Here is a 25,857-nt window from a genome sequence, read left to right as displayed (position 1 = left end):
TAAACATAGGCTTGGGAAATTTATTTATCTCTTTTAACTCATTAACTAAAAAACTATTTGAATTATCTTAATTAATTCACTAGAATTTCGCGTCTTAATTTTGCTCTGTAGCTTCAGCCAGCTAATAACCGAGCACTTACACAAGCGTTAATAGTAGGACTGACTGATGAAAAGAACATTTCAACCAAGCGTTTTAAAACGTGCTCGTACACACGGCTTTCGTGCTCGCATGGCTACTAAAAGTGGTCGCGCAATTATCAACCGCCGTCGTGCAAAAGGCCGTTCGCGTCTGTCTGCTTAATACAGACGACGACCGGATCTGGTAGTTGAATGACCGAATTCGGATATCCCCGACAGCTTCGCCTGTTGACTGCCGGGGATTTTCAACAGGTCTTTGATAGTGTCACTATCAAGGTGCCAGACCAGAAAATACTTATCCTAGCCCGTCATAACGGACTCGAACATCCACGTCTCGGGTTTGTGATTTCAAAAAAAAATGTACGTAGAGCAGTGAAACGTAATCATGTTCGGCGTATCATTCGCGAGTCATTTCGCCTTAACCAGCATAAACTACCGCCCGTCGATATGATCATTCTGGCTCGTCCAGGACTGGGTGATATGAGCGCAAGCGAGTTACATCGCCTTGCCGATAAGTGCTGGTCTCGGTTGAATAAAAAATCCAAACACGTACTTAACAAGCAAGATTAACGGTCTTAAACTTATGGATGTACAGCGAGTCATACTAGTTGCCGCCCTGGCACTTATCTCATATATGCTGGTTTTACAGTGGAATGAGGATTACGGTCAACAACCAACAGCACAAGCCCCGGCAGCTTCTGTTTCTGTCTATGGCAGTGCATCAACAAGCAGCGATCTTCCTACCGCCGTAGCTGCTAAAAAAAGCACTTCTGGTGAGTTACCTACAACAGAAACTGCTACTGAAGGCACAACACCGACACAACTAATCACAGTTAAAACTGATGTTCTAGATGTGCTGATTGATGCTAAAGGCGGCGATATTATTCAAGTAGCCTTGCCAGCATACAAAGCAACACTTGGAAGCGAGCTTCCATTTATCTTGCTTGAGCAAAATGTTAATCGCACTTACGTTTCACAAAGTGGCTTGGTTGGTACAAATGGCCCAGATGCTAACCCAGATGGACGCCCTAGCTATTCAGTGGCAAAAAGTGAATATGCTCTGGATGGACAAGACAGCATTAACGTTGATTTAGTTTTTAACGATGCAAAAGGCCTGAGCATTACTAAACGTTATATCTTTAGTAAAAACTCTTACACTATCGGCCAAGAATATATTGTTAATAACGGCTCGAATGAGTTATTCCAAGCAAACTTGTTTGCTCAGATTAAACGTGACCAAAGCGCTGACCCTAACTCATCTACCGATATGGGGATGCAATCTTACCTTGGTCCTGTTTTTTCAACGGCGACAGACAGCTATCAAAAATATGATTTTGATGACATTAATGAAGTCAATTTCAATGAAACAACAGTTGATGGTTGGGCAGCCATGGTACAGCACTACTTCTTGAGTGCATGGATCCCAACACCTGGCGCTGAATACACATACAGCACGCGCAAGCTTAATGGTAACTACATTGCAGGTTTTGTATCGCCTTCATTTGAAGTACCTGCTGGCGGCGAGAAAACTGTTTCAGCATCATTTTATGCCGGCCCTAAAGATGTAGACCAGATGGAAGCTGCGGCTCCAATGCTGGATCGTACCCTTGATTTTGGTTGGCTGTGGTGGATTGCATCGCCTCTTTACATAGTGCTTAAGTGGATACATGGTATTGTAGGAAACTGGGGGCTGACTATTATTTGCATCACGCTTCTGGTGAAAGCATTACTCTTCCAGTTAAATGCTAAAGCCTTTAAATCTATGGCAAAAATGCGTAAGTTCGGTCCTGAAATGACGCGTTTAAAAGAGCTACACGGCGCTGATCGACAGAAGATGTCCCAAGCCATGATGGAGCTATACAAGAAAGAGAAGATCAACCCGTTAGGCGGATGTTTGCCTATCGTTGCTCAGATGCCGATCTTCATCTCTTTGTATTGGGTACTAATGGAATCTGTAGAGCTACGCCATGCAGACTTCCTCTACCTGACTGACCTGTCAGCTAAAGATCCTTACTTTATTCTGCCAATTATCATGGGTGTGAGTATGTTTATTCAGCAGTCGCTGAACCCAACACCTCCAGACCCAATGCAGGCTAAAGTAATGAAGATGTTGCCTATCATGTTTACTTTCTTCTTCCTGTGGTTCCCTGCAGGTCTGACACTGTACTGGGTAGTGAACAACATTCTGTCGATTGCACAACAATATGTAATCAACAAACAGATTGAAGCAGAACCTAGCGCGACTTAAGATAAGGTCACGTACAAAAAAGGCTCCTGTGGGAGCCTTTTTCAATGCTGCAAGAAAAACGGAGTACCTATGAGCCTGATATCTCAAGAAACGATTGCTGCACAAGCCACTGCTCCCGGGCGTGGAGGTGTGGGAATTATACGTGTATCAGGCCCAAAAGCTGCTGCAATTGCAGAGCAGGTTCTTGGCTATTTACCCAAACCCCGTTATGCACATTACGGGGCATTTAAAGATGCACAAGGGAGCGAGCTGGACGAAGGTATAGCCCTTTATTTTCCTGGCCCTAATTCGTTTACCGGTGAAGATATTTTAGAGCTACAAGGCCATGGCGGCCCAGTGGTGATGGATTTTCTACTACAGCGAGTACAATCACTGGGGGCCCGACTCGCCAGACCCGGTGAATTCTCTGAACGTGCTTTTTTAAATGACAAACTTGATTTAGCACAAGCAGAGGCTATCGCAGACCTTATCGATAGCTCATCGCAACAAGCAGCACGCTGTGCTTTACGCTCCTTACAAGGAGAGTTCTCTCGACGAATCGACACACTAGTAGAATCACTTATACAGCTACGTATCTATGTTGAAGCGGCCATCGATTTTCCCGAAGAAGAGATCGATTTTCTAGCAGACGGAAAGGTACTCTCTGACTTACATGGCATTATTGCCAACCTCGCCGCTGTATTAAGCGAAGCGAAGCAGGGAAGTTTGATTCGTGAAGGTATGAGTGTTGTGATTGCAGGACGCCCCAATGCGGGTAAGTCCAGCCTGTTAAACGCATTAGCAGGAAGGGAAACAGCTATTGTAACCGATATTGCTGGAACGACGCGTGACGTATTACGTGAACATATCCACATTGATGGCATGCCACTTCATATTATTGATACTGCCGGCTTACGTGACGCCCCCGATGAAGTAGAACGCATCGGCATTAGCCGCGCTTGGGAAGAGATTCACAAAGCTGACAGAGTGCTATTGATGGTCGATAGTACAAAGACACATGCTGATGACCCCCAACAAATTTGGCCTGAGTTTGTCGATCAGCTACAAGATCAAAGTAAAATTACAGTTATCCGAAATAAATCTGATCTGAGCGGCGAAGGATTCGGTCTACAAGAGGTGCATGGTCATACGCTAATCAATCTATCAGCTAAAGCTGGAGAGGGCATAGAGACGCTACGTGAGCACCTTAAGACCTGTATGGGCTACCAAGCCACAACTGAAGGTGGTTTTTTAGCTCGTCGTCGTCACCTTGAAGCACTCAACAGCGCTTCACAATTGTTAGAAACCGGTCGAGATCAACTTATCCACAACGGTGCAGGCGAACTACTTGCCGAAGATCTAAGGCAAGCTCAGCAAGCCTTAGGCGAGATTACCGGCCAATTCAGTAATGATGACTTATTAGGAAGAATATTTTCCAGCTTCTGTATTGGAAAATAGTCTTCCTTCTAGTCTGAAGCTAATTATCCATCTGCCATATCTAATCTAGATCAGCACTGGCATGACGTTCTGGCAGCTGATCATCGTCTTCACCCCAGGTACGGTTGACCTTGCGACCACGAATAACAGCAGGGCGCTTAGCAATTTCATTCGCCCAGCGCTGCACATGTGTATATTCATGCACTGATAGAAACTCCCCAGCGTCATACAGATGCCCCAGCACTAATCCCCCATACCAAGGCCAGATAGCGATATCAGCAATGCTGTATTCGTTTCCTGCAATATACGGGCGCTCAGCCAATGCGCGGTCAAGCACGTCTAATTGACGCTTAGTTTCCATGGTAAAACGATCAATAGGATACTCAAACTTCTCGGGAGCATAGGCATAAAAATGCCCGAAGCCACCGCCAAGATAGGGCGCAGAGCCCATCTGCCAAAATAGCCAGTTCATCACTTCCGTCCTGTCGGCTACCGCCTTAGGCAGCATCGCATCAAACTTTTCAGCGAGATAAAACAAAATAGAACCCGACTCAAATACGTACGTTGCCTTTTCGGTACTGTTATCCACAAGCGCAGGAATTTTAGAATTAGGATTAACCTCAACAAAACCACTTGAGAACTGATCTCCCTCCGTAATACGGATCAACCAAGCATCGTACTCTGCATCGCTATATCCCAGTGCTAAAAGCTCTTCCAGCATAATGGTTGCCTTCATACCATTAGGCGTCGCAAGAGAGTATAGCTGTAGAGGATGCTTACCCACAGGCAGCTCCTTAGTATGAGTTGCACCTGCAACCGGACGGTTGATGTTAGCGAACTCCCCACCACTGGGTGCTTCCATAGTCCAGACCTTGGGTGGTACATAGGGTGGCGTATAGTTTGAAGAATCACTCATGACATTGGCCTCTTGTACTCTCAAAAAAACATTGAGATAAATAACTAAGGTGAATAGAGAAAGTAGATGTTAAAGAGTTATAGCACGCCGAGTGCATTATAAAGATGTAAAAAACTAATTTGTAAAAGCAAAAATTGGACTGAAAAGCGCCGATTACGCATGAACAACTGAAAATTACTGATATTAAAGCGACCAGAGAGCGTCAGGTGCATCCCAGATAACGGGGACGCGATAACCCCACCAGACCAGCACATTAAAAACGTCATCGCCAATAAGTCAGGCGCTGCATTAATATTAGCGAGCAAGCCACCCGCTGTGGCAACAGTAATAACAGGGTGCACACCAACAATGGCTAAAACCACCGATATTATCAACAGACCGCTGGCTTGCCATGCGCCAAAGCTGCTAAAGCCAAGCGTTAAATTAGCCGATGTCATCACAGAACCAATACCTACTGCGAGTACGCCAGCGGCCAGAAATAGTAATAATTCCGAACCAATATTGGGGATAACATTAAGAATATGATGTTTATACACAGGCAAGCCAGTCGTGGACTTTTCACCTATCGCTGACTTTTTAAAAGCCAGTACAACAAACGGCAATAAAATTGATAAGAAAGAGATCAGTGTGAGTACTGGCACCAAAGGCAATAAAAAGTGACAGGCCATAATAGAGATAGCCAACAATGTAGGCATCCACAAGGCTGACAAATCCAGTGGATAACCTTTGAACTCATCCACCTCTATCTCTTTAGTGATATCTGTTCCGGCAAGCCACAAAGCAACCCCGGCAATCGGTAAGCCAGCAATGGCTAAGACAAATAGATGTGCTCCTGGCGCATTAGTAAGTGCCACCCCCATTGCTGCAAAAAAAGGCGACCAGAGTGCCGCCGTACCAAAACCACGCGAGAGTGTCGCTGCCTGTGTCATGCTTAAAGACTGCTTTTGATTAAGGCGTTCAGCCATAATCATCATTGCGGACAGGTTAATGATTGATCCAAAAAAATGCACACCTAATAAGGTTTTCCAGAAAGCATTTTTACCTTGTGGTTCGCTGTGGCTTTCACTCATATGAGAAGCTGCAATCAAACGCAAAAAACTTACCGCTGCGAGCATGGTCACCAGAGCTTGATTTGCGCTCAACGCTTTTAACCAGAGCACCGCTTCACTTTGTGAAAAGCTCCATAACAAGCAGCTAACACCCACTAGCAGCATTAGACCAGATTGTAGGAGTTGCATTCTACGTACACGGCGTAATAGCAATAAAGCAGCCAACCAACCTGCTATACCCGCCCACCAGCTAGGAACAGCACCACTTAACCCATTCACAACTGAGAGCAATATCATTAGGTACAGCGTAATACCTGCCACACGCACATGAACAGGGCAGGCAGGTTGACTGCTCGCCTGATGATTAGACATTCATTACCTCAAGAGCGGTCTCAATAGTCGGATATCACAATAGTTTCAGCACAGGTTGCTGCAATGCAAAGAACTGCTCTCGTAGCTGTAATAGATGCTCACCCCAATAACGCTCTGTATTAAACCAAGAGAAGTTATGCGGAAAAGCAGGGTCATCCCAACGTCTAGCGATCCATGCAGCGTAGTACATCATCCGTAGCGTTCGTAGCGCTTCAACCAAATGTAATTCGCGAGGATCAAAGTCAGCAAACTCATTGTAGCCTTCTACGACTTCGCCGATTTGTAACTGCTGCTGCTGCCGTTCGCCGGTTAAAAACATCCACAGGTCTTGTATAGCCGGTGCCATACGCGCATCGTCAAAGTCCACAAAGTGTGGCGTGTCATCACGCCATAGAATGTTCCCCGCATGGCAGTCACCATGTACGCGTATCAGCTTTACATCTCCGGCACGTTTAAAAGCGGCATCAATTTCACGTAAAAGATCCGATGTAAGGCTGTCATAAGCAATTTTTAACGAGTTGGGGATAAATTCGCGACTAATGAAATCGGCACTGTCGACGCCATAACTTTGAATATCCACCACAGGCCTGTGGATAAAAGAGCAAGACTGACCTACCTGATGTATCCGGCCAATAGTTCGACCCAACTGGAACTGGTGTTCAGGATCATCTAATTCTGGAGCGCGCCCACCGCGGCGTTCAAATAGAGAAAAACGAAAATCTTCATAACTAAACAAACTATCGCCATGGGCATTTTTCATCGGAGCAACAACAGAGAGCTCTTGCTCCACCAGCTCATACATATACTGGTGTTCTTCTAATATTTGCTCATCACTCCAACGCTCGGGGCGGTAAAACTTAGCAATGAGTGGTGTCTTCTCATCAATACCCACCTGATAGACGCGATTTTCATAGCTGTTGAGCGCCATAATACGCCCGTCACTTAGGTAACCAAGAGACTCGACTGCGTCCAAAACAGTATCGGGCTTTAATTCAAAAAAAGGCTGTTTATTCATCGCTCTACTGCCGCAGATAATGGTTTAGTGTGAGGGCCTATACTAAACCTAAGTAACATGAATAGCGCGTCTAAATTCCTACAGACTCAACCTGCAAGATAATAGAATTTTTTACATCTTGAGGTAAAAAGCTCGCCTTAATACTATTAATCGCTAGCTGTTGTAACTGAGCAGGCGTCATCGCTAATGATTCATATATTGCTTGGTAGTTTTCAGCCACATAACCACCAAAATAAGCGGGGTCATCAGAGTTCACCGTCACCATGACACCTTGATCTAGCATTTTTAGTATTGTGTGGTCAGCCATATCGGCAAATACTTTTAAACGTGTATTTGATAATGGGCAAACCGTCAGTGGAACCTGTTCATCGATCAAACGTTGTATCAGCTTAGCATCTTCAAAAGCACGCACACCATGATCGATACGATCGACACTAAGAAGATCTAACGCTGACCACACATAAGCTGCCGGCCCTTCTTCGCCAGCATGGGCCACCGCTTTAAAGCCTTCAGCGCGCGCTTTGGCAAATACACGCTCAAATTTCTCTGGAGGATGACCCATTTCAGAACTATCAAGACCCACAGCAATAAACTGATCACGATATGGCAACGCCATCTCGAGCGTTTTAAAAGCAGCTTCTTCGGGTAAATGGCGTAAAAATGAGAGTATCAGATAACTACTGATACCTAACTGCGTTTGCCCCTGCTTTAATGCCGCGCTAATACCGTTGACCACAACGGGAAAAGGAATACCTCGGTCAGTATGTGTTTGCGGATCAAAGCATGGCTCTGTATGCACCACGCCTTGCTCTTTGCAGCGTAAAAGGTAGGCCCAAGTCAGATCGAAAAAATCTTGTTCCGTCTGTAATACATTGGCGCCTTGGTAATAAATATCAAGAAAGTCCTGCAAATTACCAAACTCATAGGCGGCTTTAATGGCCGCTATATCATCATAAGGTAAAAACAGTTTATTACGCTGCGCAAGCTTTAACATTAGCTCGGGTTCTAAACTACCTTCAAGATGAAGATGCAATTCAGCTTTAGGGAGCTGTGTAATAAACTCGGTCATGTTTGCCATAAAAGCTCCCCGTTTATTCAAAATAAAGATTCAAAAAAGGGGGCATAAGCCCCCTCGTGTTCCTTAGATTGTCTTTCCTATTTAACGAGGAATTTCACCTGGAACACCTTCTACATACCAGTTCATGCCTGCCATATCACCGTGCGGTAAAATCTCGCCTTCGGCTACTTTAAGTTCACCCGCCTGGTTTTTAATCGGACCCGCAAATGGGTGTAGAGTTCCTGCTTTAATTTGAGCAATCAACGCTTGAGCTTCTGCTACAACATCTTGAGGGACACTATCACTGAACTCAGGAATAACAATCTCTTCTTCAGCCATGCCACCCCAATGATCTTCAGACTTCCACGTACCATCCATCACTTGCTGAACGCGTTTAATGTAGAAGGGAGACCAGTTATCCACAACTGAAAGGATGTGCGCTTTTTCACCAAAGCTAGACATATCAGAAGCCTGACCTACTGCATAGGCACCACGTCTATTGGCTGCCTGCATTGCTGCTGGGCTATCAGTGTGTTGCAAAATAACATCCACACCCTGATCCATCATAGCATTAGCGGCATCTGCTTCTTTACCTGGATCGAACCAGCTATTAACCCAAATAATTTTTAATTCAGCATCCGGATTATACTTATTCAACGCCATCTGTACCGCGTTAATATCACGAATAACTTCAGGTATAGGGAAAGAGGCGATATAGCCGATTTTGTTAGACTTGGTCATTTTTGCAGCAGTAAAACCTGCGATATAACGGCCTTCATAGGTATTCGATATGTAAGTACCGACATTTTTCTTTAACTTATAGCCCGTCGCATGTTCAAATGTCACTTTAGGAAAGCGCTTAGCAACTTTCAACGTTGGGTTCATAAAACCAAACGAAGTTGTAAAAATTAGGTCGTGGCCAGTTTTAGCAAGGTTACGGATAACGCGCTCAGCATCAGCACCTTCAGGTACATTCTCAACATAGGTTGTTTTTACCTTATCGCCAAAATGCTTCTCAACAGCCAAACGTCCCTGGTCATGTTGATAACTCCAACCATGATCACCTACAGGCCCTACGTATACAAAACCTACTTTGAAAGGGTCAGCGGCTTGAGCACCTAATGTTGCTACTAAACCTACGCCAGCAATTAAGCCGGTTAGGAGTTTTTTCAACACGATTTTTTTCATTACCAAAATCCTCGTTAAAATACTTTTTATTATTGGCTAAAATGCTCAGCCCGGGTTGTTTGTTCTATCGGCTAACGGCGTTGAGAAGGTGTACTCCATATCCCACGGGAATCTAATCCAAGTATCCTGACTGACTTCCATCGCATACGTATCAACCAACGGGCGGCCAGCAGGTTTGGCATAGAGCGTTACGAAATGTGCTTTTGGTAGCATTTCACGTACACAGCGCGCTGTTTTACCCGTATCAACGAGGTCATCTACCAGCAAAAAGCCTTCGCCATCGCCTTCGACACTTTTAAGAATGTTCAGCTCTCCCTGGTGCATTGCTGCATCGCCTTCGTCGTTAACACCATAGCTGGTAACGCATACAGTATCGATCAAACGAATATCTAGCTCACGAGCGAGAATAGCAGCAGGCACTAAGCCTCCACGAGTGATGGCGATAATACCTTTCCACGGACCTAGCTCCAGCAATCGCCATGATAGCGCGCGGGAGTTGCGATGCAGCTCCTCCCAAGTTACTGGAAAATCTTTACTGTATGGCGACTGTCCCATCAAATATCCCTCATCAATCAAAGCTTCATATGTCTTACAAAAAAATGAAAAGACATAACATTGTCAGAAATCATAACCTAATGGTCAGGTTTTTCTAGTATAAAAGTATTCTAGTGCGACAGCTTAGTCGCCAGCTTTTTAGCTAAAGCGCTATGTTCCGCAATGAGTGCATGCCTATCAACACCTGATACTTCACCATCTTCGACAGTCCAATGCCCAGCAACCATAACGCGATCCGCTTTTTCAGCACCACAAAGTAGTAAGGCGGCTAATGGGTCATGACTGCCTGAAAAACGTAGCTCATCTAACATAAACATCGCCAAATCTGCCTGCTTACCTAGTGCTATTTTTCCTACATCACTTCGTCCTAAAACAGCAGCAGAGCCCTGTGTAGCCCAGCGATATGCATCAAAGTGCGTTACGGCGGATGAGCCATAACGTAAGCGCTGCAGATACAAAGCCTGACGAACTTCCTGAATCATATTAGAGCCATCATTTGATGCCGAGCCATCCACACCTAAGCCAACGGGTACACCTGCAGCTTCTAACTCTTTTGTGCGGGCAATACCTGATGCCAGCATCATATTAGACGTAGGGCAGTGGCATACACCCACACCTGCCTGACCTAAACGACGAATCTCGTCATCATCAAAGTGAATACCATGTGCTAGCCAAGTGCGTGCTGATAACCAACCTACGCTCTCAAGATAATCAACAGTGCGCATACCAAAACGTTCTAAACAGAATGTTTCTTCATCGATGGTTTCAGCTAAGTGAGTATGCAGGCGTACATCATGACGTTGTGCTAGTAATGCACTCGCTTTCATGATTTCGGGTGTTACTGAAAAAGGCGAGCAGGGGGCCAATGCTATTTGAATCATGGCGCCTTCACCGCGTTGGTGATATCGGTGGATAAGTCGCTCACTATCACTCAATATTTGTTCTTCACTTTGAACCGTTGTTTGTGGTGGCAAGCCTCCATCTTTCTCGCCAAGACTCATCGAGCCTCGCGTCAACATCACCCGTATACCGAGCTTATTAGCCTCAGCAACCTGTACATCAATGGCATTCTCCATACCGTCAGGAAACAGGTAATGATGGTCTGCTGCCAACGTGCAACCCGATAACATCAACTCGGTTAACGCTAAGCGGCTGGCAGAAGCAAGCATTTCAGGCTCTAAGCCTGCCCACAGGGGATAGAGCGTTTTCAACCAAGGAAACAGCTCTTTGTTCAAGGCACCTGGGTAAGCGCGAGTCAGTGTTTGGTAAAAGTGGTGGTGAGTATTAATCAACCCCGGCAGTATGACATGCTGGCTGGCATCATAAACCTGATCACATGACTGAGCGGGCACTTCTCCTGCAGCCACCAGCTCAATAATTTTTCCATCTTCAACAACAATGCCGCCGCGCGCATCGTCTTCAGAGTTAGACAAAATAGCCAGTGGGTTTTTTATCCACAGGGAGCTGCTTTCAGTCATCTAGCCTAAGCTCCCGCATGAAAAGGTTTGCCTAAAGAGATTGGCGCATACATTTTACTGCGCCCTTGATTGCGCGACATCATTACCAACACCAACACGGTAGCAATATAAGGTAGCATCGCTAATAGGTTTGGCGAGACGGCAAACCCTAAGCCTTGTGCTACCAAATGTAGAATACTAGCTAAACCAAATAGATAAGCACCCAGTAATATTCTTTCAGTACGCCAACTAGCAAAGACAACCAATGCTAGTGCAATCCAACCGCGCCCAGCTGTCATGTTTTCAGCCCATAAAGGTGTATAAGCCAAAGATAGATAACCTCCGGCTAAACCCGCCATTGCTCCACCAAAACCGACGGCCAAATAACGCGTACGCATGACCGGCAAACCGATCGCATTAGCAGCATGCGGGTTCTCTCCAACAGCCTTTACAATTAAGCCTGTACGGCTGGAGCGGAAAAACCAAAAAATAACACCAAATAAGACAAAAGAGAGGTAAACAACTAAGTCTTGAGCAAATAACATTTTACCGATTAAAGGGATATCGCTAAGAAACGGGATAGCAATCACTTCCAACCCTTCAATAGGTTTACCCACAAAGCTTGAACCAATAAACGCCGATAAACCGCCTCCAAAAATGGTCAACGCTAACCCTGTCGCTACTTGGTTAGCATTAAGCCCTAACGCTATCATGGCAAATAATTGCGACATGACAATACCGGCAACAATCGCCATCAAGAAGCCAAAGAATAGATTACCTGTCAGCCATGTCGCGATAAACCCAGCCACAGCACCCATCAGCATCATGCCTTCTTGGCCTAGATTTAACACGCCGCTTTTTTCACATACCATTTCGCCTAACGCTACAATTAACAGCGGTGTACCCGTACGTATCATGGCGTAAAGAATATTTGTAATCAGATCAATATCCATTATTGTTGCTCCACACGGCTTGTCACTGTATCCATACCCGACCAAGGAAATTTAATTTTGTAACCTATCAATACATCACAAGCGAGAAGGTAAAACAGCAGCATCCCTTGAAACAAACCAGTAATAGCCAGCGGCATATTCAACTCAATCTGAGCCATCTCTCCACCCATATAAATAAGGGCCATTAACAGGCTAGCAAACAAAATACCTATGGGGTGTAAGCGTCCTAAAAAAGCCACAATGATGGCGGCATAGCCATAGCCCGGAGATATTTGTGGTACTAGCTGCCCTAATGGACCTGCTACTTCACCTGCACCGGCAAGGCCTGCCAAACCGCCACTAACTAACATAGCAATCCATACAAGCTTTTTATCCTTAAAGCCAGCCAGCCTTGCGGCACTGGCGTCTAGCCCCAATACCTTTATTTGAAATCCGATAAAGCTTCTTGCTAATAAAACCCAAATAACTACCACCGCTAGCAAAGCAAACAAGATACCAGCGTGTACACGAGTATCTTCCACTAATACTGGCAACAAGGAAGCGTCACCAAACATGGCGGACTCTGGAAAATTAAAGCCATCAGGATCTTTCAACGGTCCATGTACCGAGAAAATAAGTAAGTTAAGTGCTATGTAGTTAAACATGATGGTTGTTAGGATTTCATTCGCATTGAAGTGAGTTTTCAGCCAAGCCGCGAGTAATGCCCATAAAGCACCACCAACAATTCCCGCCAACATCACTGCCGGCAAAGCCCACGCTGCTTCCACTTCGATAATATTGACCGCTAGCGCGCTGGCAGCAAGCCCACCAATCAAAAGTTGCCCTTCAGCCCCTATATTCCACACTTGTGCCTTAAATACGATGGCCAAACCAATAGCACAAAGTAATATTGGTGCCGTTTTCACGCACAGCTCAGCTAAACCATAAGTATCTGATATAGGCGTATAAAGCATCGTTTGTAGTGCAAAAAGAGGATCATGCCCCTGCAGGTAAAAAAAGATACCTCCGGTCATTAGGGTAAGAACACCGGCTAACAAGGGGGATAAATAAGCCATCTTGCGGGAGTGTTCAGCACGCGGTTCTAATTTAAGAAACATCTAGCACTCCTTTAATGAGTCTGAACGGCGCCAGCCGTTGCTTGTGCAGAAACTGATTGGGTTTCGAGCGCTTGGGCGTCACAAACGTCCGCATCAAATATGCCAGCCATCCAGCGCCCGACTTCTTCTACGGTTGTATCTGGAGCAGCTTTAATCGGGGAGAGAGCCCCATCACATACAGCACACAGGCGATCTGATATTTGAAATAGCTCATCAATATCCTCTGAAACGATCAAAATAGCTGCGCCGTTATCTCGCAATTCAATCAATGCCTGATGAATAGCCGTTGCCGCACCAATATCGACTCCCCACGTGGGATGGGCTGCTATTAAAAGTCGTGGATTTTGCATAATCTCACGACCAATAATAAACTTCTGCAGGTTACCACCCGATAAGCTTTTCGCATGCGTGCCGCTATTGGGCGTCTTTACTTTGAATTTTTTGATGATTTTTTTCGCAAAGCTTTCCGTGCTCTCATGATCAATCATGCCATTTTTAATCAAGCCAGTTAAAAAACCGGTTAGCAGGGCATTATCTTTCAAGCTCATATCTGGTACCGCACCGCGCCCCAAGCGTTCTTCAGGCACAAAAGCGAGTCCTTTGCCGCGGCGTTTGTCTGGGGATAAATTTCCAACCGGGCCACAGGGAAAATGAATAGCATCATGGTTTTTAATAATGTCTTCGCCACTAAGTGCTGCTAATAACTCTTCTTGACCATTACCCGCAACACCGGCAATACCAACAATTTCACCGGCATGAACATCCAAATTAATATTTTTTAAATCAACACCGAAAGGGTCTTCACTGATACGGCTCAAACCGCGAATTTGTAAAAATATATCCTCCCCCTGAACCTTGTCGTAATCCATATTGATAGGGGTTTCATCGCCTACCATCATCCGTGCCATACTAGATGCATCTTCCTCAGAAGGAAGACAAGCACCTGATACACGTCCTGCGCGCAATACAGTAGCACGATGACATAAAGCCTTAACTTCGTTTAATTTATGGCTAATAAATAAGATACTGCAGCCTTCTTCAGCTAAACGACGTAACGTAACAAAAAGCGTATCGACCTCTTGAGGTGTTAACACTGATGTGGGTTCATCTAAGATGAGCAAACGAATATCTTGTACAAGACAACGTACGATCTCAACGCGTTGCCTTTCTCCTACCGATAATGAATTTACATAGCGCTCAGGATTAAGCGCCATTCCATAATGTGCCGATACCGTGCGTATTTTTTCAGCCAAGGCTTTCATATCCTTAGCCTCATCCCCCAGTGCTAAAGCGATATTTTCGGTAACAGTAAGCGTTTCAAACAAAGAAAAGTGCTGAAACACCATACCTACGCCTAATTTCCTGGCATGTGCGGGGTCTTTAATGCGGATCTTGTCACCTTCCCAAGTGATCTCTCCAGCATCGGGTTTAACGACACCGTAAATAATTTTCATCAAGGTACTTTTACCTGCGCCGTTCTCACCCAGCAAGGCATGTATCTCTCCTACACCGATATCAATATCAATGCTATCGTTTGCTAAGCAACCAGGATACTGCTTGGTAATACCATGCATAATAAGCCGTTTGGGGCGATCAGGCTGAAAACTTGCCGTAGGAGTGTTCATGTGTGTCCTCTTCTCACCGTTAAGCATTTTTTGCATCATGTACTGCATAGTACTAACGTAAAATTAGTTTCTCTAGAAATGCAAAAAACCAGCCAACCGCTCAAAAATAGATTCTTATTTTTAACGCACAATGGCAGAATTAATACAAAACCTGACTAACAAGACAAGTTTTTGAATAACTTAAATACAAAGATTATTTCAGATGGGAGCTAAATAAGCTTCACAAGAAATAAAAAATCATTCAAAAACAAACTATTAAATATTCGTTACCTTTGATAAACAGATACTTTCTCATTCTGTAATGCACCAAGTCTTTGCATTTTATCATGTTAGTGACGTAATAAGAGGCATGAAATATGGATCCTTACCTAATAGATTGGATCAGCTTGATACTACGTTTCTTGCACGTAGTCACCGCCATTGCTTGGATTGGCGCCTCTTTCTATTTCATCTGGTTGGATAACACACTACAAAACCCTCCTCAATGGAAAAAAGACAAAGGTATTTCTGGTGATCTCTGGGCAATACACGGAGGTGGTTTTTACGAAGTAGCCAAGTACCGACTCGCACCTGAGCAGATGCCAGAGACTCTGCATTGGTTCAAATGGGAAGCATACAGTACCTGGATAACGGGGTTTTTATTACTCAGCTTAATCTATTATGTCGGTGCTGATGCCTACCTAATAGATACAAGTAAAGCAGACATATCTCAGCTCAGTGCTATTACTATCGGTTTGGGTAGCATTCTTGGCGGAGTCATTATTTATGATTTAGCATGTAAGTCACCAATAGTTAATCATGGCTTGATATTTGGCCTGGTTATGTTGGTTTTACTGACCCTGATTGCCTTTGCTCTAAGCTTGGTCTTGAGTGATAGAGGTGCTTATATTCACATAGGTGCGATCATTGGTACCTGTATGGCGGCAAATGTACTTGTCGGCATTATGCCCGCACAACGCGCACTAGTAGCAGCCGTTAAAAAAGGTGAGGCGCCTGATCCAAAATACGGAGTTAACGCTAAATTACGCTCAACGCATAATAACTACGCAACCTTACCCGTGCTATTTATTATGCTAAGCAGCCACTACCCAATGACATATGGCCACGAATACGGCTGGCTAGTTTTGGGGGCAATAATGTTAATTGCAGCGTGGGCACGTCATTTCTTTAATTTACGACATAAAGGCATTGTTAAGCCACTTATTTTAGTTTCGGCATTGCTAGCGTTTATGGCACTGGCTTGGATCATAGCGCCTAAACCTGTAAGCCTGGGTGCTTCCAGCAAAACACTGTCTGATAGCGCCGCGATTAGCTTGATTCAGCAACGCTGTAACAGCTGTCACAGTGCTACCCCGACTGATGAGCTATTTTCAACAGCTCCGGCAGGCGTCATTTATGATACAAAAAAACAGATAATGAACTGGCTTCCTCGCATTCATGCTCGCGTCGTTATCTCCAAAGATATGCCATTTATGAATAAGACAGGTATGACGGACAAAGAAAGAGCAGCCCTTGCTGACTGGCTACAAAAAAACTAACGCTGTTGACCATGCAATAATGGCTGAATTGAACTTGTACCTCCTAACTGTCTCATTTGGCGCGTAATCCAAACAACACGTTTCCTTATATAAGTAGAAGGGCGCCCTGCATTATATTTTTTAGGGTTAGGCAGCACAGCCGCTAGCTTAGCAGCCTGTGTTCTCGTCAAGTAGCGAGCTTTGATACCAAAAAAATGTTGGCTGGCTGCTTGTACGCCATAAACACCATCACCAAACTCTGCAATATTAAGATAAACCTCCATAATACGCCTTTTAGACCACAAACCTTCCAAACCCAATGTAAGCCCCAGTTCTAAAACCTTACGCATGTAATGTCTATCATTCCAAAGAAAAAGGTTTTTGGCGGTCTGTTGAGAAATGGTGCTTGCTCCCCGAAGTGAGCCCTTTTTACGATAATCCTTTAATGCGGTCATTAATGCCTGTGTATCAATACCCCAGTGCTTAACAAAGCCTTGGTCTTCACTGGCAATAACGGCTAATGGCATCCACTGTGAGATATCCTCAAGGTCAACCCAAGTATGTTGAACGACACGTTCAGGGTTCTGCCATTGATCAATCAACATAAAAGAAGATGATGGAGGGTTAACAACCTTAAAAAGGCCAATAATAGCTAGTGATAACAAACATACTGTTAGCAATGTTAAATATATGTATCGCCATAGCGAATTCAATATTGACCTTTTCGCCACTCAATAGCCTCCAAAATAAACGTTACCTTCATACATTGAAGGAGCGAGTCCTAAGCAAAATAAGGACTAAGACAACAACCAAGGCAAGAGTTCAGCTCATAATTAATAAAACACGACAATGCCTAGTCGATTAATTGAGCGTATAAAAAAACATCATTACTTGTTAAAAAGGGGGGATATCAAATAAAAAACAACTCTTAGCCAAGAAGGTAAAGAGCATCAGGAGAAGTTATGCACCCGTGTGAGTTTCAGGCTGATTATATCATTATTGGAGCAGGTTCAGCAGGCTGCGTATTAGCTAATAGACTCTCAGCTAATCCACAAAACAAAGTCCTGCTATTAGAAGCTGGAACAAAGGACACCTACCCTTGGATTCATGTGCCTATCGGCTATATCTACACTATGAACAATCCTAAAACTGATTGGTGTTTTAAGACACAAGCAGATGCCGGACTTAATGGACGCGCACTAAACTACCCTCGCGGTAAAGTGTTAGGAGGGTCATCTTCCATTAACGGCATGATCTATATGCGTGGTCAAAAGCAAGATTACGATCACTGGGCTGACTTAGGCAATGAAGGATGGAGTTGGGACGATGTACTACCATACTTCAAAAAATCTGAAGATCATTTTTCAGGCCCATCCAATATGCATGGAGCTAATGGGGAGTGGCGTGTAGAAGAACAGCGCCTTTCATGGAGAATACTCGACAGCTTCAGGCAAGCTGCTGCCGAAACAGGTATACCCTCAATAGATGACTTTAATACGGGAAACAACGAAGGGTTTAGTTATTTCCAAGTTAACCAGAAAAAAGGCAAGCGCTGGTCGTCAGCAAGTGGCTTCTTACACCCAATAGCACATAGACCCAATCTAACCGTTATTACCTGTGCTCATGTTGATCGTTTACACATTGAAAATAAAAGGGCTTTAGGTGTTGCGTTCGATACTCAAGGCGTTCCCACCTACGCCCGAGCGAATAAAGAAATTATATTATCAGCCGGTGCGGTTATTTCTCCCATTATTTTACAACGTTCAGGAGTAGGCAACCCTGACCTCTTAAAACAACACAACATAGAACTTGTCCATAAGCTTCCTGGTGTTGGCGAAAATCTACAAGACCACCTACAAGTTAGGGCGGTATTTAAAGTTAAAAATGCTGCCACCCTCAATGAGCAGGCCAATAGCTGGCTAGGCAAAGCCAAAATGGTTTTTGACTATGCCTTTTTTAGACGAGGCCCTTTATCAATGGCACCGAGCCAATTAGGAGGCTTTGCAAAAAGCGATAAACAATATGATACCGCTAATCTGGAATATCATATTCAACCACTGAGTTGTGAAAAACTCGGTGATCCATTACATAAGTTTCCAGCTATCACCGTTTCTGTGTGTAACCTCAGACCTAAAAGCCGTGGTCATATTAGGCTAAGCTCTGCAAACCCCTATGCCTCTCCCATCATCACACCTAACTATCTAAGTCACACAGAAGACAAACAAGTGGCCGTTGATGCACTTAAACTCAGTAGACGTATCTGTAAAGCTAATGCCTTTAAACAATATCAACCAGAAGAGTTTAAACCAGGTGTTGAGATTAATACTGATGAAGAACTCATTAAAGCAGCAGGAGATATTGCCACCACTATTTTTCATCCTGTGGGTACTTGCCAGATGGGGAACAGTTCAATGTCAGTTGTGGATTCACAATTAAAAGTCCACGGAATTGATCAACTCCGTGTAGTAGACGCATCAATTATGCCCACTATTACCTCCGGAAATACTAATTCACCCACCATTATGATTGCAGAAAAGGCTGCTGAGATGATTTTAAGCAAATAATTGAAATTATTTTCTACTTTTTTTGTTCCGATCAGCCTTTCTATAGGCTGATCATTCTCTTAAAATTGTAAATTACTCACATTTTCTTACACAAAAGTTATCTACACACTTAATTATATACATATATAAACCATTGATTATAATGGAATAAACAGAGATGCCACAGACTTATCCACTGTTAATAAAACAATAAATCCTGCGCTTCCCTTTTTCATTAACTTATTCACAGTATAAGTTACCCACACTTTACACAGCTTTATCCACATTTAGATTTTGGGTTATTCATGAGTTAATCACTTTTATTATTGCTGTTAGTAACTTCTGTGTAAAACAGGGGATATCTAGATGATCAAGTTGGGGGCAGTTCTGCCTGTGTATAACTCGCTATTTTATGCACACCTTATATACTTATACACCAGAGGTATTTGACAGTTTCAACGCTCTGTTTAGCTGTGCTTATCTAGTTGTTTTTGTTGATAAATATAGGTTTAGGAACAGATAAGTGGCTGCTTAATAGTAACAACAACAATAATCTTATATATATATTCATATACCTTTAATATTTATTTAGTAAAAAATAATTAAAGAATAAAGTTGATCAATTTTTAGACATTCCTTCGATCAATTAAGACTGTATAATGCTCGTCCTATCCAATCTGTTTCACTGTAAATAGATGAGTAACCTGCTTTATATCGAGGTAAAAGCATTGGACTATCCTGATCAATTTGACGTCATTATTATTGGCGGAGGACATGCGGGAACAGAAGCCGCACTAGCTTCTGCTCGTAAAGGCGCTAAAACACTGTTGTTAACACATAACATCGAAACACTTGGCCAGATGTCATGTAATCCAGCAATAGGTGGTATTGGGAAAAGCCATCTTGTAAAAGAGATCGATGCTCTCGATGGAGCAATGGCTCGTGCTACTGACAAAGGTGGCATTCAATTTCGAGTTTTGAATTCTCGTAAAGGACCTGCGGTACGTGCTACACGAGCTCAAGCAGACAGAGTTCTTTACAAAGCGGCTATACGTAGCATTCTTGAAAATCAGCCTAATCTGCAGATATTCCAGCAATCAGCTGATGACTTAATTGTTGAGCAAGATGAGGTTAAAGGTGTAGTTACCCAAACGGGTATTCGTTTTATTGCTAAATCAGTGGTGCTAACAGCAGGTACGTTTTTAGGTGGATTAATCCATATAGGAATGGAAAATTTCTCTGGAGGTAGAGCAGGAGACCCTCCATCAATCGCTTTAGCTAAGCGCTTGCGGGAACTCCCTTTTCGTGTCGAACGCTTAAAAACAGGTACACCACCACGTATAGACGCTCGTAGCGTTGATTTTTCAGTGATGCAGGCTCAACCTGGAGATACACCAAGGCCTGTAATGTCATTTTTGGGTTCTACAGCTGACCACCCTGAACAAATTAGCTGTTTTATTACGCATACTAATGAACAAACCCATGATATTCTTCGCGCCGCATTAGACAGATCTCCTTTATACACAGGCGTTATCGAAGGTGCTGGACCACGTTATTGCCCTTCAATTGAAGATAAAATAATGCGTTTTGCTGATAAGAATCAGCATCAAATTTTTGTAGAGCCTGAAGGGTTAACGACTCACGAACTTTATCCGAATGGAATATCTACGAGTTTACCGTTTGATGTTCAGTTGGCCGCTGTTCGTTCTATTCGTGGTTTTGAAAACGCTCATATATTGAGACCTGGTTATGCGATTGAATACGACTTCTTCAATCCTCAGGATTTAAAACACACGTTAGAGACAAAATTTATAAATGGACTTTATTTTGCTGGTCAAATTAACGGCACCACAGGTTATGAAGAGGCGGCGGCTCAAGGTTTACTGGCAGGACTAAACGCTGCAGCCAGAGCTCTGGATCAAGACCAATGGTATCCACGTCGCGATGAAGCATATATTGGTGTGTTGGTGGATGACCTCATCACCATGGGAACATCTGAACCTTATCGGATGTTTACTAGCCGCGCGGAATATCGTCTTGTTTTAAGAGAGGACAATGCTGACCTTCGATTAACAGAAAAAGGTCGCGAGCTAGGTTTAGTGAGTGATGAGCGTTGGGCTGCTTTTTGTAAGAAACGCGAAGCGATTGAGCAAGAAAAGCAACGTTTAAGTAGTACATGGATACAGCCGGGGAGTGAGGCAGCAGAGCAAATCAAAGATAAACTCTCTTCAGAAATTCAGCGCGAATACAATTTAGCAGATCTCATTCGCCGTCCAGAGCTAAAATATACGGATGTTGCTGAATTAAAAGGAGAAGCGGTTACTGATCCTTTGGTTGCTGAACAAGTAGAAATACAGTTTAAGTATGAGGGTTATATTAACCGTCAAATTGAAGATATCGAACGGGTTAAATTGCAAGAAAATACTCCTCTACCTGAAGATTTTGATTATGAAGTAGTCGGTGGTCTTTCAAACGAATTAAAAAGTAAATTACAAGAGCATAGACCCGTTAGTATTGCACATGCTTCTCGGATTCAAGGAATGACTCCTGCCGCAATTTCGTTACTATTGGTTAATATTAAGAAACAACAGATGATTAAAAAGCAACAAAAGGCCACTGGTTAATGGATTTGACACAATTACGTGCTTCACTGGTACGACAATCTCAAGAAATGAAGCTTTCATTATCAGATGAACAGGTAGATAAGTTAATGGCTTATCTACAATTATTAGTGAAGTGGAATAAGGCCTATAATCTTACCGCCGTAAAAGATCCTGCTGAGATGGTCACGCGCCACTTACTGGATAGTTTAAGTTTACTACCATTTGTAAAAGGCCCTCGCATTATCGATGTCGGTAGTGGTCCAGGCTTACCCGGTATTCCGTTAGCTATTTGTTGTCCTGATTTAGATGTCACCACATTAGATAGCAATGGTAAAAAAACACGTTTTCAGAATCAGGTTAAAGTTGAATTAGGGTTAACTAATTTGACTGTTATTAATGGCCGTGCAGAGCAATGCGATGATGAGCCCTTCAATGAGGTTGTATCGCGTGCCTTTGCTTCTATGACTGATATGATTAAATGGACACATCAGTTGTGTCGCCAAGATGGTGTTTTTCTTGCGATGAAAGGCTTGTACCCTACGGAAGAGTTAGCTCAAATGCCGCCAGATATTGAGTTAAAAGCCAGTCATTCATTGAATGTAGCAGGCACTCATGGAGCTCGACATTTAATGGTTCTTGGGAGAGTGTAAACGTGGCTAAAATCCTGACTATAACCAACCAGAAGGGTGGTGTAGGGAAAACCACAACCTGTGTCAATCTAGCTGCATCACTTGCCGCAACCAAGAAGCGTGTATTGATGGTCGATTTAGACCCTCAAGGAAATGCTACTATGGGTAGCGGAGTCGATAAGCATGATTTACAGCACTCTGCTTATGAGTTGTTGACAGGAAAATCGACAGCAGTAGATGCCATTATTAAAAATCCAAAAGTTGGCTATGATGTTATTGGTTCAAACGGTGATCTAACGGCTGCTGAGGTTGAGTTATTACAACTTCCTAGAAGAGAGTTTCGTTTAAAGGCGGCACTATCTCCTATTATTGATAATTATGATTTTGTACTGATCGATAACCCTCCATCACTCAATTTGCTAACAGTGAATGCGCTTGCCGCATCATCAGGCGTCATCATACCGATGCAGTGTGAGTATTATGCACTTGAAGGTATCAGCTCACTAATTGGCACTATCGACAAAATAAATCAGCGTCTAAATCCTAACTTAAGAATCGAAGGGATTTTGCGCACGATGTTTGATCCACGAATGAGCCTGACAAAAGATGTATCCAGTCATCTCGTGGATTACTTTGGTGATAAGGTTTACCGCACTGTTATTCCACGTAATGTCCGTTTAGCAGAAGCGCCGTCTCATGGATTACCTGTATTGTTTTATGATAAAAATTCACGTGGATCAGTAGCCTATCTAGCATTAGCAGGTGAGTTGATAAGAAAAACAACGCAAGAATTAAAGAACTCCCAGAAAGCTGAGCAACAGGAAGCATAGTAATGGTTAAAAAAAGAGGTTTAGGTCGCGGACTGGATGCGTTACTGGCGGGTATCAATACAGAAACAGAAGATGAGGTTTCTTCGAAGGAGCACACAGAAGTAGCAAAAAGTGCCTATGAACTGATGTCTGTTCATAAAATTCAACGTGGCCGCTATCAGCCGCGACGTGACCTAGAACCTGAAGCCTTAGAAGACTTGGCCAGTTCTATTCGTGTGCAGGGTGTTATTCAGCCCATTATAATTCGATCGGTTGAAGATGGACGTTATGAAATCATAGCCGGAGAACGTCGCTGGAGAGCGTCACAAATAGCAGGCTTAGATGAGATACCTGTCATCGTTAAAAATGTGCCTGATGAAGCCGCTATCGCCATGGCATTGATAGAGAATATTCAACGGGAAGACTTAAACCCGATGGAAGAAGCGATTGCACTCCAGCGTTTACAAGATGAATTTGAGCTAACTCAACAAGAAGTGGCTGATGCGGTAGGTAAATCACGCTCTACAGTCACTAATTTATTACGTCTGATGAAGCTGACGGGTGATGTCAGAAAAATGTTGGAGTATGGCGATATAGAGATGGGTCATGCACGGGCATTGCTTGGCTTGGACTTAGAACAGCAGTTATTAGCTGCTCAAGAAGTGGTAGGTAAGGCGTTGTCTGTAAGGCAAACCGAAGAGCTTGTTAGGAAATGGCAAGCCGGTGACGCTATTAAAACTGTGCGTGATGTAAAAAAACGAGATCCTCAGCTTGAGCAAATATCGAGTGATTTATCACGCCGTTTTGCAGCTAAAGTGTCGATTAACCAAAGTAATAAAGGTAAGGGAAAAATCACGATAGCGTACGACTCTCCTGACGCATTAGAAAATATATTGAAAAATTTTGCAGAGTAAGTGTGCGAGTAAAAACTCTACAAGGTCGATGTTTTAAGGACTTAAGTATGATCTGCGATAAGACATTAGTGCAAAACCCTTACTATCAGGTTGAGTCTCTCGGGCTAACCCCATATAATCGGCACGCTGATTGGAAACAGCTTTCCAAAATAGAGCAAAAGAGTCTCTCTGGAAGTGAAACTTGGATATGAACCTGAAGCCAGGAAAGCATACTCAGGCAACACGACATAGAGTTATTAGAATATTTCTAATACAGGCTTTTTTGATAGCAGTAATGGCCGTCATTACATTGATTTATGGAGTGACGCAAGCCTACTCAGTACTACTGGGAGGGCTACTTTATTTGCTACCCAATGCCTATTTTGCGAAACGTTTACTATTCGGTCGCCAGAAAAGCTCAGCAAATCGAGCTCTGGCAGAAATGTATATCGGTCAAATATGGAAAATGGCGATATCGATAGTAGGATTTTCCGCTGTCTTTATCATGGTTCGACCTTTGAGCCCATTTTCCTTATTTTTTGCTTTCATCTTGCTACAGGTATCCGGTTGGTACTTACAAATGAAAGCGAATTACCGATTCCTAAAACTTTAAGAAACGAGAGAACTGAGAATGGCTAGCGGAACTGTCACATCCTCAGAATATATATCTCACCACTTGACCAACTTGACGTTTGGCAACCATCCAGAAAATGGATTAGGTTTCGCTCATACGGCAGTTGAAGCGGCTGAGATGGGATTCTGGGCAATTAATGTTGATACTATGTTGTGGTCTATCGGTCTGGGTGTGTTATTTACCTGGCTGTTTAGCAAGGTTGCTAAATCTGTTACGGCAGGTGTACCTGGTAACACGCAAAACTTTGTAGAGACACTCATTGAGTTTGTTGAAGAGAACGTCAATAGTATTTTTCATCATAAAAATGCGCTGATTGCTCCTTTAGCATTGACCATATTTGTCTGGATTTTCCTGATGAATACGATGGATTTAGTTCCTGTTGATTGGATTCCTTATATCGCAGGCCAGATGGGTATTCACTTCATGAAAGTGGTTCCTACGACAGACATCAATGCCACTATGGGTATGGCGTTGAGTGTTTTTGGTCTGATTCTTTACTACAGCATCAAAATGAAAGGTATTGGTGGTTTCTTAGGTGAACTGGCCTTCCAGCCACTAGGTAAATGGATGCTTCCGTTTAACCTATTTTTGGAAATCGTTGGCTTGCTTGCAAAACCAATATCGTTGGCATTGCGACTGTTCGGTAACATGTATGCAGGTGAGATGATCTTTATCTTGATCGCTTTGCTGCCGTTCTGGATACAGTGGGTTCTTTCTGTTCCGTGGGCGATTTTCCACATTCTAGTTATTACATTGCAGGCATTCATCTTCATGGTATTGACAATTGTCTATATGGCCATGGCACATGAAGAGCACTAATGTGTAATCGCTGAATAAAAAGATTTTGTTTTAAAATTTCAACCTTAACTTTAACTTTAACTTAGCAAATTAATCGGAGAAAAACTGATGGAAATGGCTTTGCTATATATCGCTGGTGCACTGATGTTGGGTCTTGGGTCCGTAGGTGCTGCAGTAGGTATCGGTATTCTTGGTGGTAAATTCCTAGAAGGTGCTGCTCGTCAGCCTGAACTGATTCCACTTCTACGTACACAGTTCTTTATCGTAATGGGTCTTGTTGACGCCGTTCCGATGATCGGTGTAGGTCTGGGTCTATACGTACTGTTCGCTGTTGCTGGCTAATAA

24 protein-coding genes are annotated in these 25,857 nt (G+C 43.5%); 13 read left to right on the top strand and 11 right to left on the bottom strand.

The window, feature by feature from the left end:
- Nucleotides 1–166: 166 nt before the first annotated feature.
- The 4 genes from rpmH (at nucleotide 167) to mnmE (ending at nucleotide 3,823) form a co-directional block, all read left to right on the top strand.
- Nucleotides 167–301 (top strand): 50S ribosomal protein L34, encoded by a 135-nt coding sequence (rpmH, locus tag NEJAP_RS19320; protein WP_028468230.1) that lies wholly within the window; start codon nucleotides 167–169, stop codon nucleotides 299–301.
- A gap of 29 nt (nucleotides 302–330) precedes the next feature.
- Entirely contained in the window at nucleotides 331–708 is a 378-nt protein-coding gene (gene rnpA, locus NEJAP_RS19315; protein ID WP_028468229.1) for a ribonuclease P protein component, read from the top strand.
- Nucleotides 709–721: 13 nt separating this feature from the next.
- The gene (gene yidC / locus NEJAP_RS19310) at nucleotides 722–2,386 is read left to right on the top strand and encodes a membrane protein insertase YidC (RefSeq protein ID WP_201348704.1); all 1,665 of its coding nucleotides are present in this window, start codon (nucleotides 722–724) and stop codon (nucleotides 2,384–2,386) included.
- A gap of 69 nt (nucleotides 2,387–2,455) precedes the next feature.
- A complete protein-coding gene (gene mnmE / locus NEJAP_RS19305; RefSeq protein ID WP_201348703.1) occupies nucleotides 2,456–3,823 on the top strand; it encodes a tRNA uridine-5-carboxymethylaminomethyl(34) synthesis GTPase MnmE in 1,368 nt (455 codons plus the stop codon).
- 40 nt (nucleotides 3,824–3,863) lie between these two features.
- Here mnmE and yghU read toward each other — a convergent pair whose 3' ends face one another.
- The 10 genes from yghU to NEJAP_RS19255 form a co-directional block, all read right to left on the bottom strand.
- On the bottom strand, nucleotides 3,864–4,718 hold the full coding sequence (gene yghU, locus NEJAP_RS19300) for a glutathione-dependent disulfide-bond oxidoreductase (protein ID WP_201348702.1): 855 nt from the start codon (nucleotides 4,716–4,718) through the stop codon (nucleotides 3,864–3,866).
- A gap of 77 nt (nucleotides 4,719–4,795) precedes the next feature.
- Nucleotides 4,796–6,139: a hypothetical protein gene (locus NEJAP_RS19295; RefSeq protein ID WP_201348701.1), complete on the bottom strand. Its 1,344-nt coding sequence runs from the start codon at nucleotides 6,137–6,139 to the stop codon at nucleotides 4,796–4,798.
- Nucleotides 6,140–6,173: 34 nt separating this feature from the next.
- Nucleotides 6,174–7,154 (bottom strand): serine/threonine protein kinase, encoded by a 981-nt coding sequence (locus tag NEJAP_RS19290; RefSeq protein ID WP_201348700.1) that lies wholly within the window; start codon nucleotides 7,152–7,154, stop codon nucleotides 6,174–6,176.
- 70 nt (nucleotides 7,155–7,224) lie between these two features.
- The gene (locus NEJAP_RS19285; protein WP_201350743.1) at nucleotides 7,225–8,223 is read right to left on the bottom strand and encodes an adenosine deaminase; all 999 of its coding nucleotides are present in this window, start codon (nucleotides 8,221–8,223) and stop codon (nucleotides 7,225–7,227) included.
- A 90-nt stretch (nucleotides 8,224–8,313) separates the two neighbouring features.
- Nucleotides 8,314–9,399 (bottom strand): BMP family ABC transporter substrate-binding protein, encoded by a 1,086-nt coding sequence (locus NEJAP_RS19280; protein WP_201348698.1) that lies wholly within the window; start codon nucleotides 9,397–9,399, stop codon nucleotides 8,314–8,316.
- Between the two features lie 45 nt (nucleotides 9,400–9,444).
- Nucleotides 9,445–9,954, bottom strand: coding sequence for a xanthine phosphoribosyltransferase (gene gpt, locus NEJAP_RS19275; protein WP_028468223.1), 510 nt, complete (start codon nucleotides 9,952–9,954; stop codon nucleotides 9,445–9,447).
- 110 nt (nucleotides 9,955–10,064) lie between these two features.
- Complete coding sequence (locus NEJAP_RS19270; protein ID WP_201348697.1) at nucleotides 10,065–11,432, bottom strand: 8-oxoguanine deaminase; 1,368 nt, start codon at nucleotides 11,430–11,432, stop codon at nucleotides 10,065–10,067.
- 5 nt (nucleotides 11,433–11,437) lie between these two features.
- On the bottom strand, nucleotides 11,438–12,364 hold the full coding sequence (locus tag NEJAP_RS19265) for an ABC transporter permease (protein ID WP_201348696.1): 927 nt from the start codon (nucleotides 12,362–12,364) through the stop codon (nucleotides 11,438–11,440).
- A complete protein-coding gene (locus NEJAP_RS19260) occupies nucleotides 12,364–13,461 on the bottom strand; it encodes an ABC transporter permease (protein WP_201348695.1) in 1,098 nt (365 codons plus the stop codon). The genes NEJAP_RS19265 and NEJAP_RS19260 overlap by 1 nt, the downstream gene beginning before the upstream one ends.
- 11 nt (nucleotides 13,462–13,472) lie before the next feature.
- Nucleotides 13,473–15,086, bottom strand: a complete 1,614-nt coding sequence (locus NEJAP_RS19255; RefSeq protein ID WP_201348694.1) for an ABC transporter ATP-binding protein — start codon at nucleotides 15,084–15,086, stop codon at nucleotides 13,473–13,475.
- A gap of 356 nt (nucleotides 15,087–15,442) precedes the next feature.
- On the opposite strand from NEJAP_RS19255, the gene NEJAP_RS19250 reads away from it, so the two are divergent.
- The gene (locus NEJAP_RS19250) at nucleotides 15,443–16,624 is read left to right on the top strand and encodes a urate hydroxylase PuuD (RefSeq protein WP_201348693.1); all 1,182 of its coding nucleotides are present in this window, start codon (nucleotides 15,443–15,445) and stop codon (nucleotides 16,622–16,624) included.
- Here NEJAP_RS19250 and mtgA read toward each other — a convergent pair.
- Nucleotides 16,621–17,334, bottom strand: coding sequence for a monofunctional biosynthetic peptidoglycan transglycosylase (gene mtgA, locus NEJAP_RS19245; RefSeq protein ID WP_236591003.1), 714 nt, complete (start codon nucleotides 17,332–17,334; stop codon nucleotides 16,621–16,623). The genes NEJAP_RS19250 and mtgA overlap by 4 nt on opposite strands.
- 231 nt (nucleotides 17,335–17,565) lie before the next feature.
- Between mtgA and NEJAP_RS19240 the strand changes: the two genes are divergently transcribed.
- The 8 genes from NEJAP_RS19240 to atpE all read left to right on the top strand — a co-directional run bounded on the left by NEJAP_RS19240 (nucleotide 17,566) and on the right by atpE (nucleotide 25,854).
- Nucleotides 17,566–19,167, top strand: coding sequence for a GMC family oxidoreductase (locus tag NEJAP_RS19240; RefSeq protein ID WP_201348692.1), 1,602 nt, complete (start codon nucleotides 17,566–17,568; stop codon nucleotides 19,165–19,167).
- Nucleotides 19,168–19,874: 707 nt separating this feature from the next.
- Complete coding sequence (mnmG, locus tag NEJAP_RS19235) at nucleotides 19,875–21,770, top strand: tRNA uridine-5-carboxymethylaminomethyl(34) synthesis enzyme MnmG (protein WP_201350739.1); 1,896 nt, start codon at nucleotides 19,875–19,877, stop codon at nucleotides 21,768–21,770.
- On the top strand, nucleotides 21,770–22,399 hold the full coding sequence (gene rsmG / locus NEJAP_RS19230) for a 16S rRNA (guanine(527)-N(7))-methyltransferase RsmG (RefSeq protein WP_201348691.1): 630 nt from the start codon (nucleotides 21,770–21,772) through the stop codon (nucleotides 22,397–22,399). Before mnmG ends, rsmG begins: the two co-directional genes overlap by 1 nt.
- Nucleotides 22,400–22,401: 2 nt before the next feature.
- A complete protein-coding gene (locus tag NEJAP_RS19225; protein ID WP_201348690.1) occupies nucleotides 22,402–23,208 on the top strand; it encodes a ParA family protein in 807 nt (268 codons plus the stop codon).
- A gap of 2 nt (nucleotides 23,209–23,210) precedes the next feature.
- Nucleotides 23,211–24,101: a ParB/RepB/Spo0J family partition protein gene (locus NEJAP_RS19220; RefSeq protein ID WP_201348689.1), complete on the top strand. Its 891-nt coding sequence runs from the start codon at nucleotides 23,211–23,213 to the stop codon at nucleotides 24,099–24,101.
- 187 nt (nucleotides 24,102–24,288) lie between these two features.
- Nucleotides 24,289–24,693, top strand: a complete 405-nt coding sequence (locus NEJAP_RS19215; protein WP_201348688.1) for an ATP synthase subunit I — start codon at nucleotides 24,289–24,291, stop codon at nucleotides 24,691–24,693.
- An 18-nt stretch (nucleotides 24,694–24,711) separates the two neighbouring features.
- Nucleotides 24,712–25,533, top strand: coding sequence for a F0F1 ATP synthase subunit A (gene atpB / locus NEJAP_RS19210; RefSeq protein ID WP_028468211.1), 822 nt, complete (start codon nucleotides 24,712–24,714; stop codon nucleotides 25,531–25,533).
- 87 nt (nucleotides 25,534–25,620) lie between these two features.
- Entirely contained in the window at nucleotides 25,621–25,854 is a 234-nt protein-coding gene (gene atpE / locus NEJAP_RS19205; protein WP_028468210.1) for a F0F1 ATP synthase subunit C, read from the top strand.
- Nucleotides 25,855–25,857 lie beyond the last annotated feature (3 nt).

Origin of the sequence: Neptunomonas japonica JAMM 1380, assembly GCF_016592555.1 — a bacterium.
GTDB classification, from domain to species: Bacteria; Pseudomonadota; Gammaproteobacteria; order Pseudomonadales; family Balneatricaceae; genus Neptunomonas; species Neptunomonas japonica_A.
This window is presented reverse-complemented; position numbering and strand designations above follow the sequence as displayed.

Bases quoted from the DNA above. Each gene is read 5' to 3' on its own strand.
- NEJAP_RS19240 (WP_201348692.1), top strand. From the start codon at position 17,566: ATGCACCCGTGTGAGTTTCAGGCTGATTATATCATTATTGGAGCAGGT.
- atpE (WP_028468210.1), top strand. From the start codon at position 25,621: ATGGAAATGGCTTTGCTATATATCGCTGGTGCACTGATGTTGGGTCTT.
- yidC (WP_201348704.1), top strand. From the start codon at position 722: ATGGATGTACAGCGAGTCATACTAGTTGCCGCCCTGGCACTTATCTCA.
- NEJAP_RS19290 (WP_201348700.1), bottom strand. From the start codon at position 7,154: ATGAATAAACAGCCTTTTTTTGAATTAAAGCCCGATACTGTTTTGGAC.
- gpt (WP_028468223.1), bottom strand. From the start codon at position 9,954: ATGGGACAGTCGCCATACAGTAAAGATTTTCCAGTAACTTGGGAGGAG.
- mnmE (WP_201348703.1), top strand. From the start codon at position 2,456: ATGAGCCTGATATCTCAAGAAACGATTGCTGCACAAGCCACTGCTCCC.
- NEJAP_RS19215 (WP_201348688.1), top strand. From the start codon at position 24,289: ATGAACCTGAAGCCAGGAAAGCATACTCAGGCAACACGACATAGAGTT.
- rnpA (WP_028468229.1), top strand. From the start codon at position 331: ATGACCGAATTCGGATATCCCCGACAGCTTCGCCTGTTGACTGCCGGG.
- NEJAP_RS19250 (WP_201348693.1), top strand. From the start codon at position 15,443: ATGGATCCTTACCTAATAGATTGGATCAGCTTGATACTACGTTTCTTG.
- NEJAP_RS19280 (WP_201348698.1), bottom strand. From the start codon at position 9,399: ATGAAAAAAATCGTGTTGAAAAAACTCCTAACCGGCTTAATTGCTGGC.
- NEJAP_RS19220 (WP_201348689.1), top strand. From the start codon at position 23,211: ATGGTTAAAAAAAGAGGTTTAGGTCGCGGACTGGATGCGTTACTGGCG.
- NEJAP_RS19255 (WP_201348694.1), bottom strand. From the start codon at position 15,086: ATGAACACTCCTACGGCAAGTTTTCAGCCTGATCGCCCCAAACGGCTT.
- rpmH (WP_028468230.1), top strand. From the start codon at position 167: ATGAAAAGAACATTTCAACCAAGCGTTTTAAAACGTGCTCGTACACAC.
- NEJAP_RS19270 (WP_201348697.1), bottom strand. From the start codon at position 11,432: ATGACTGAAAGCAGCTCCCTGTGGATAAAAAACCCACTGGCTATTTTG.
- NEJAP_RS19285 (WP_201350743.1), bottom strand. From the start codon at position 8,223: ATGACCGAGTTTATTACACAGCTCCCTAAAGCTGAATTGCATCTTCAT.
- NEJAP_RS19265 (WP_201348696.1), bottom strand. From the start codon at position 12,364: ATGGATATTGATCTGATTACAAATATTCTTTACGCCATGATACGTACG.
- rsmG (WP_201348691.1), top strand. From the start codon at position 21,770: ATGGATTTGACACAATTACGTGCTTCACTGGTACGACAATCTCAAGAA.
- yghU (WP_201348702.1), bottom strand. From the start codon at position 4,718: ATGAGTGATTCTTCAAACTATACGCCACCCTATGTACCACCCAAGGTC.
- NEJAP_RS19260 (WP_201348695.1), bottom strand. From the start codon at position 13,461: ATGTTTCTTAAATTAGAACCGCGTGCTGAACACTCCCGCAAGATGGCT.
- atpB (WP_028468211.1), top strand. From the start codon at position 24,712: ATGGCTAGCGGAACTGTCACATCCTCAGAATATATATCTCACCACTTG.
- NEJAP_RS19295 (WP_201348701.1), bottom strand. From the start codon at position 6,139: ATGTCTAATCATCAGGCGAGCAGTCAACCTGCCTGCCCTGTTCATGTG.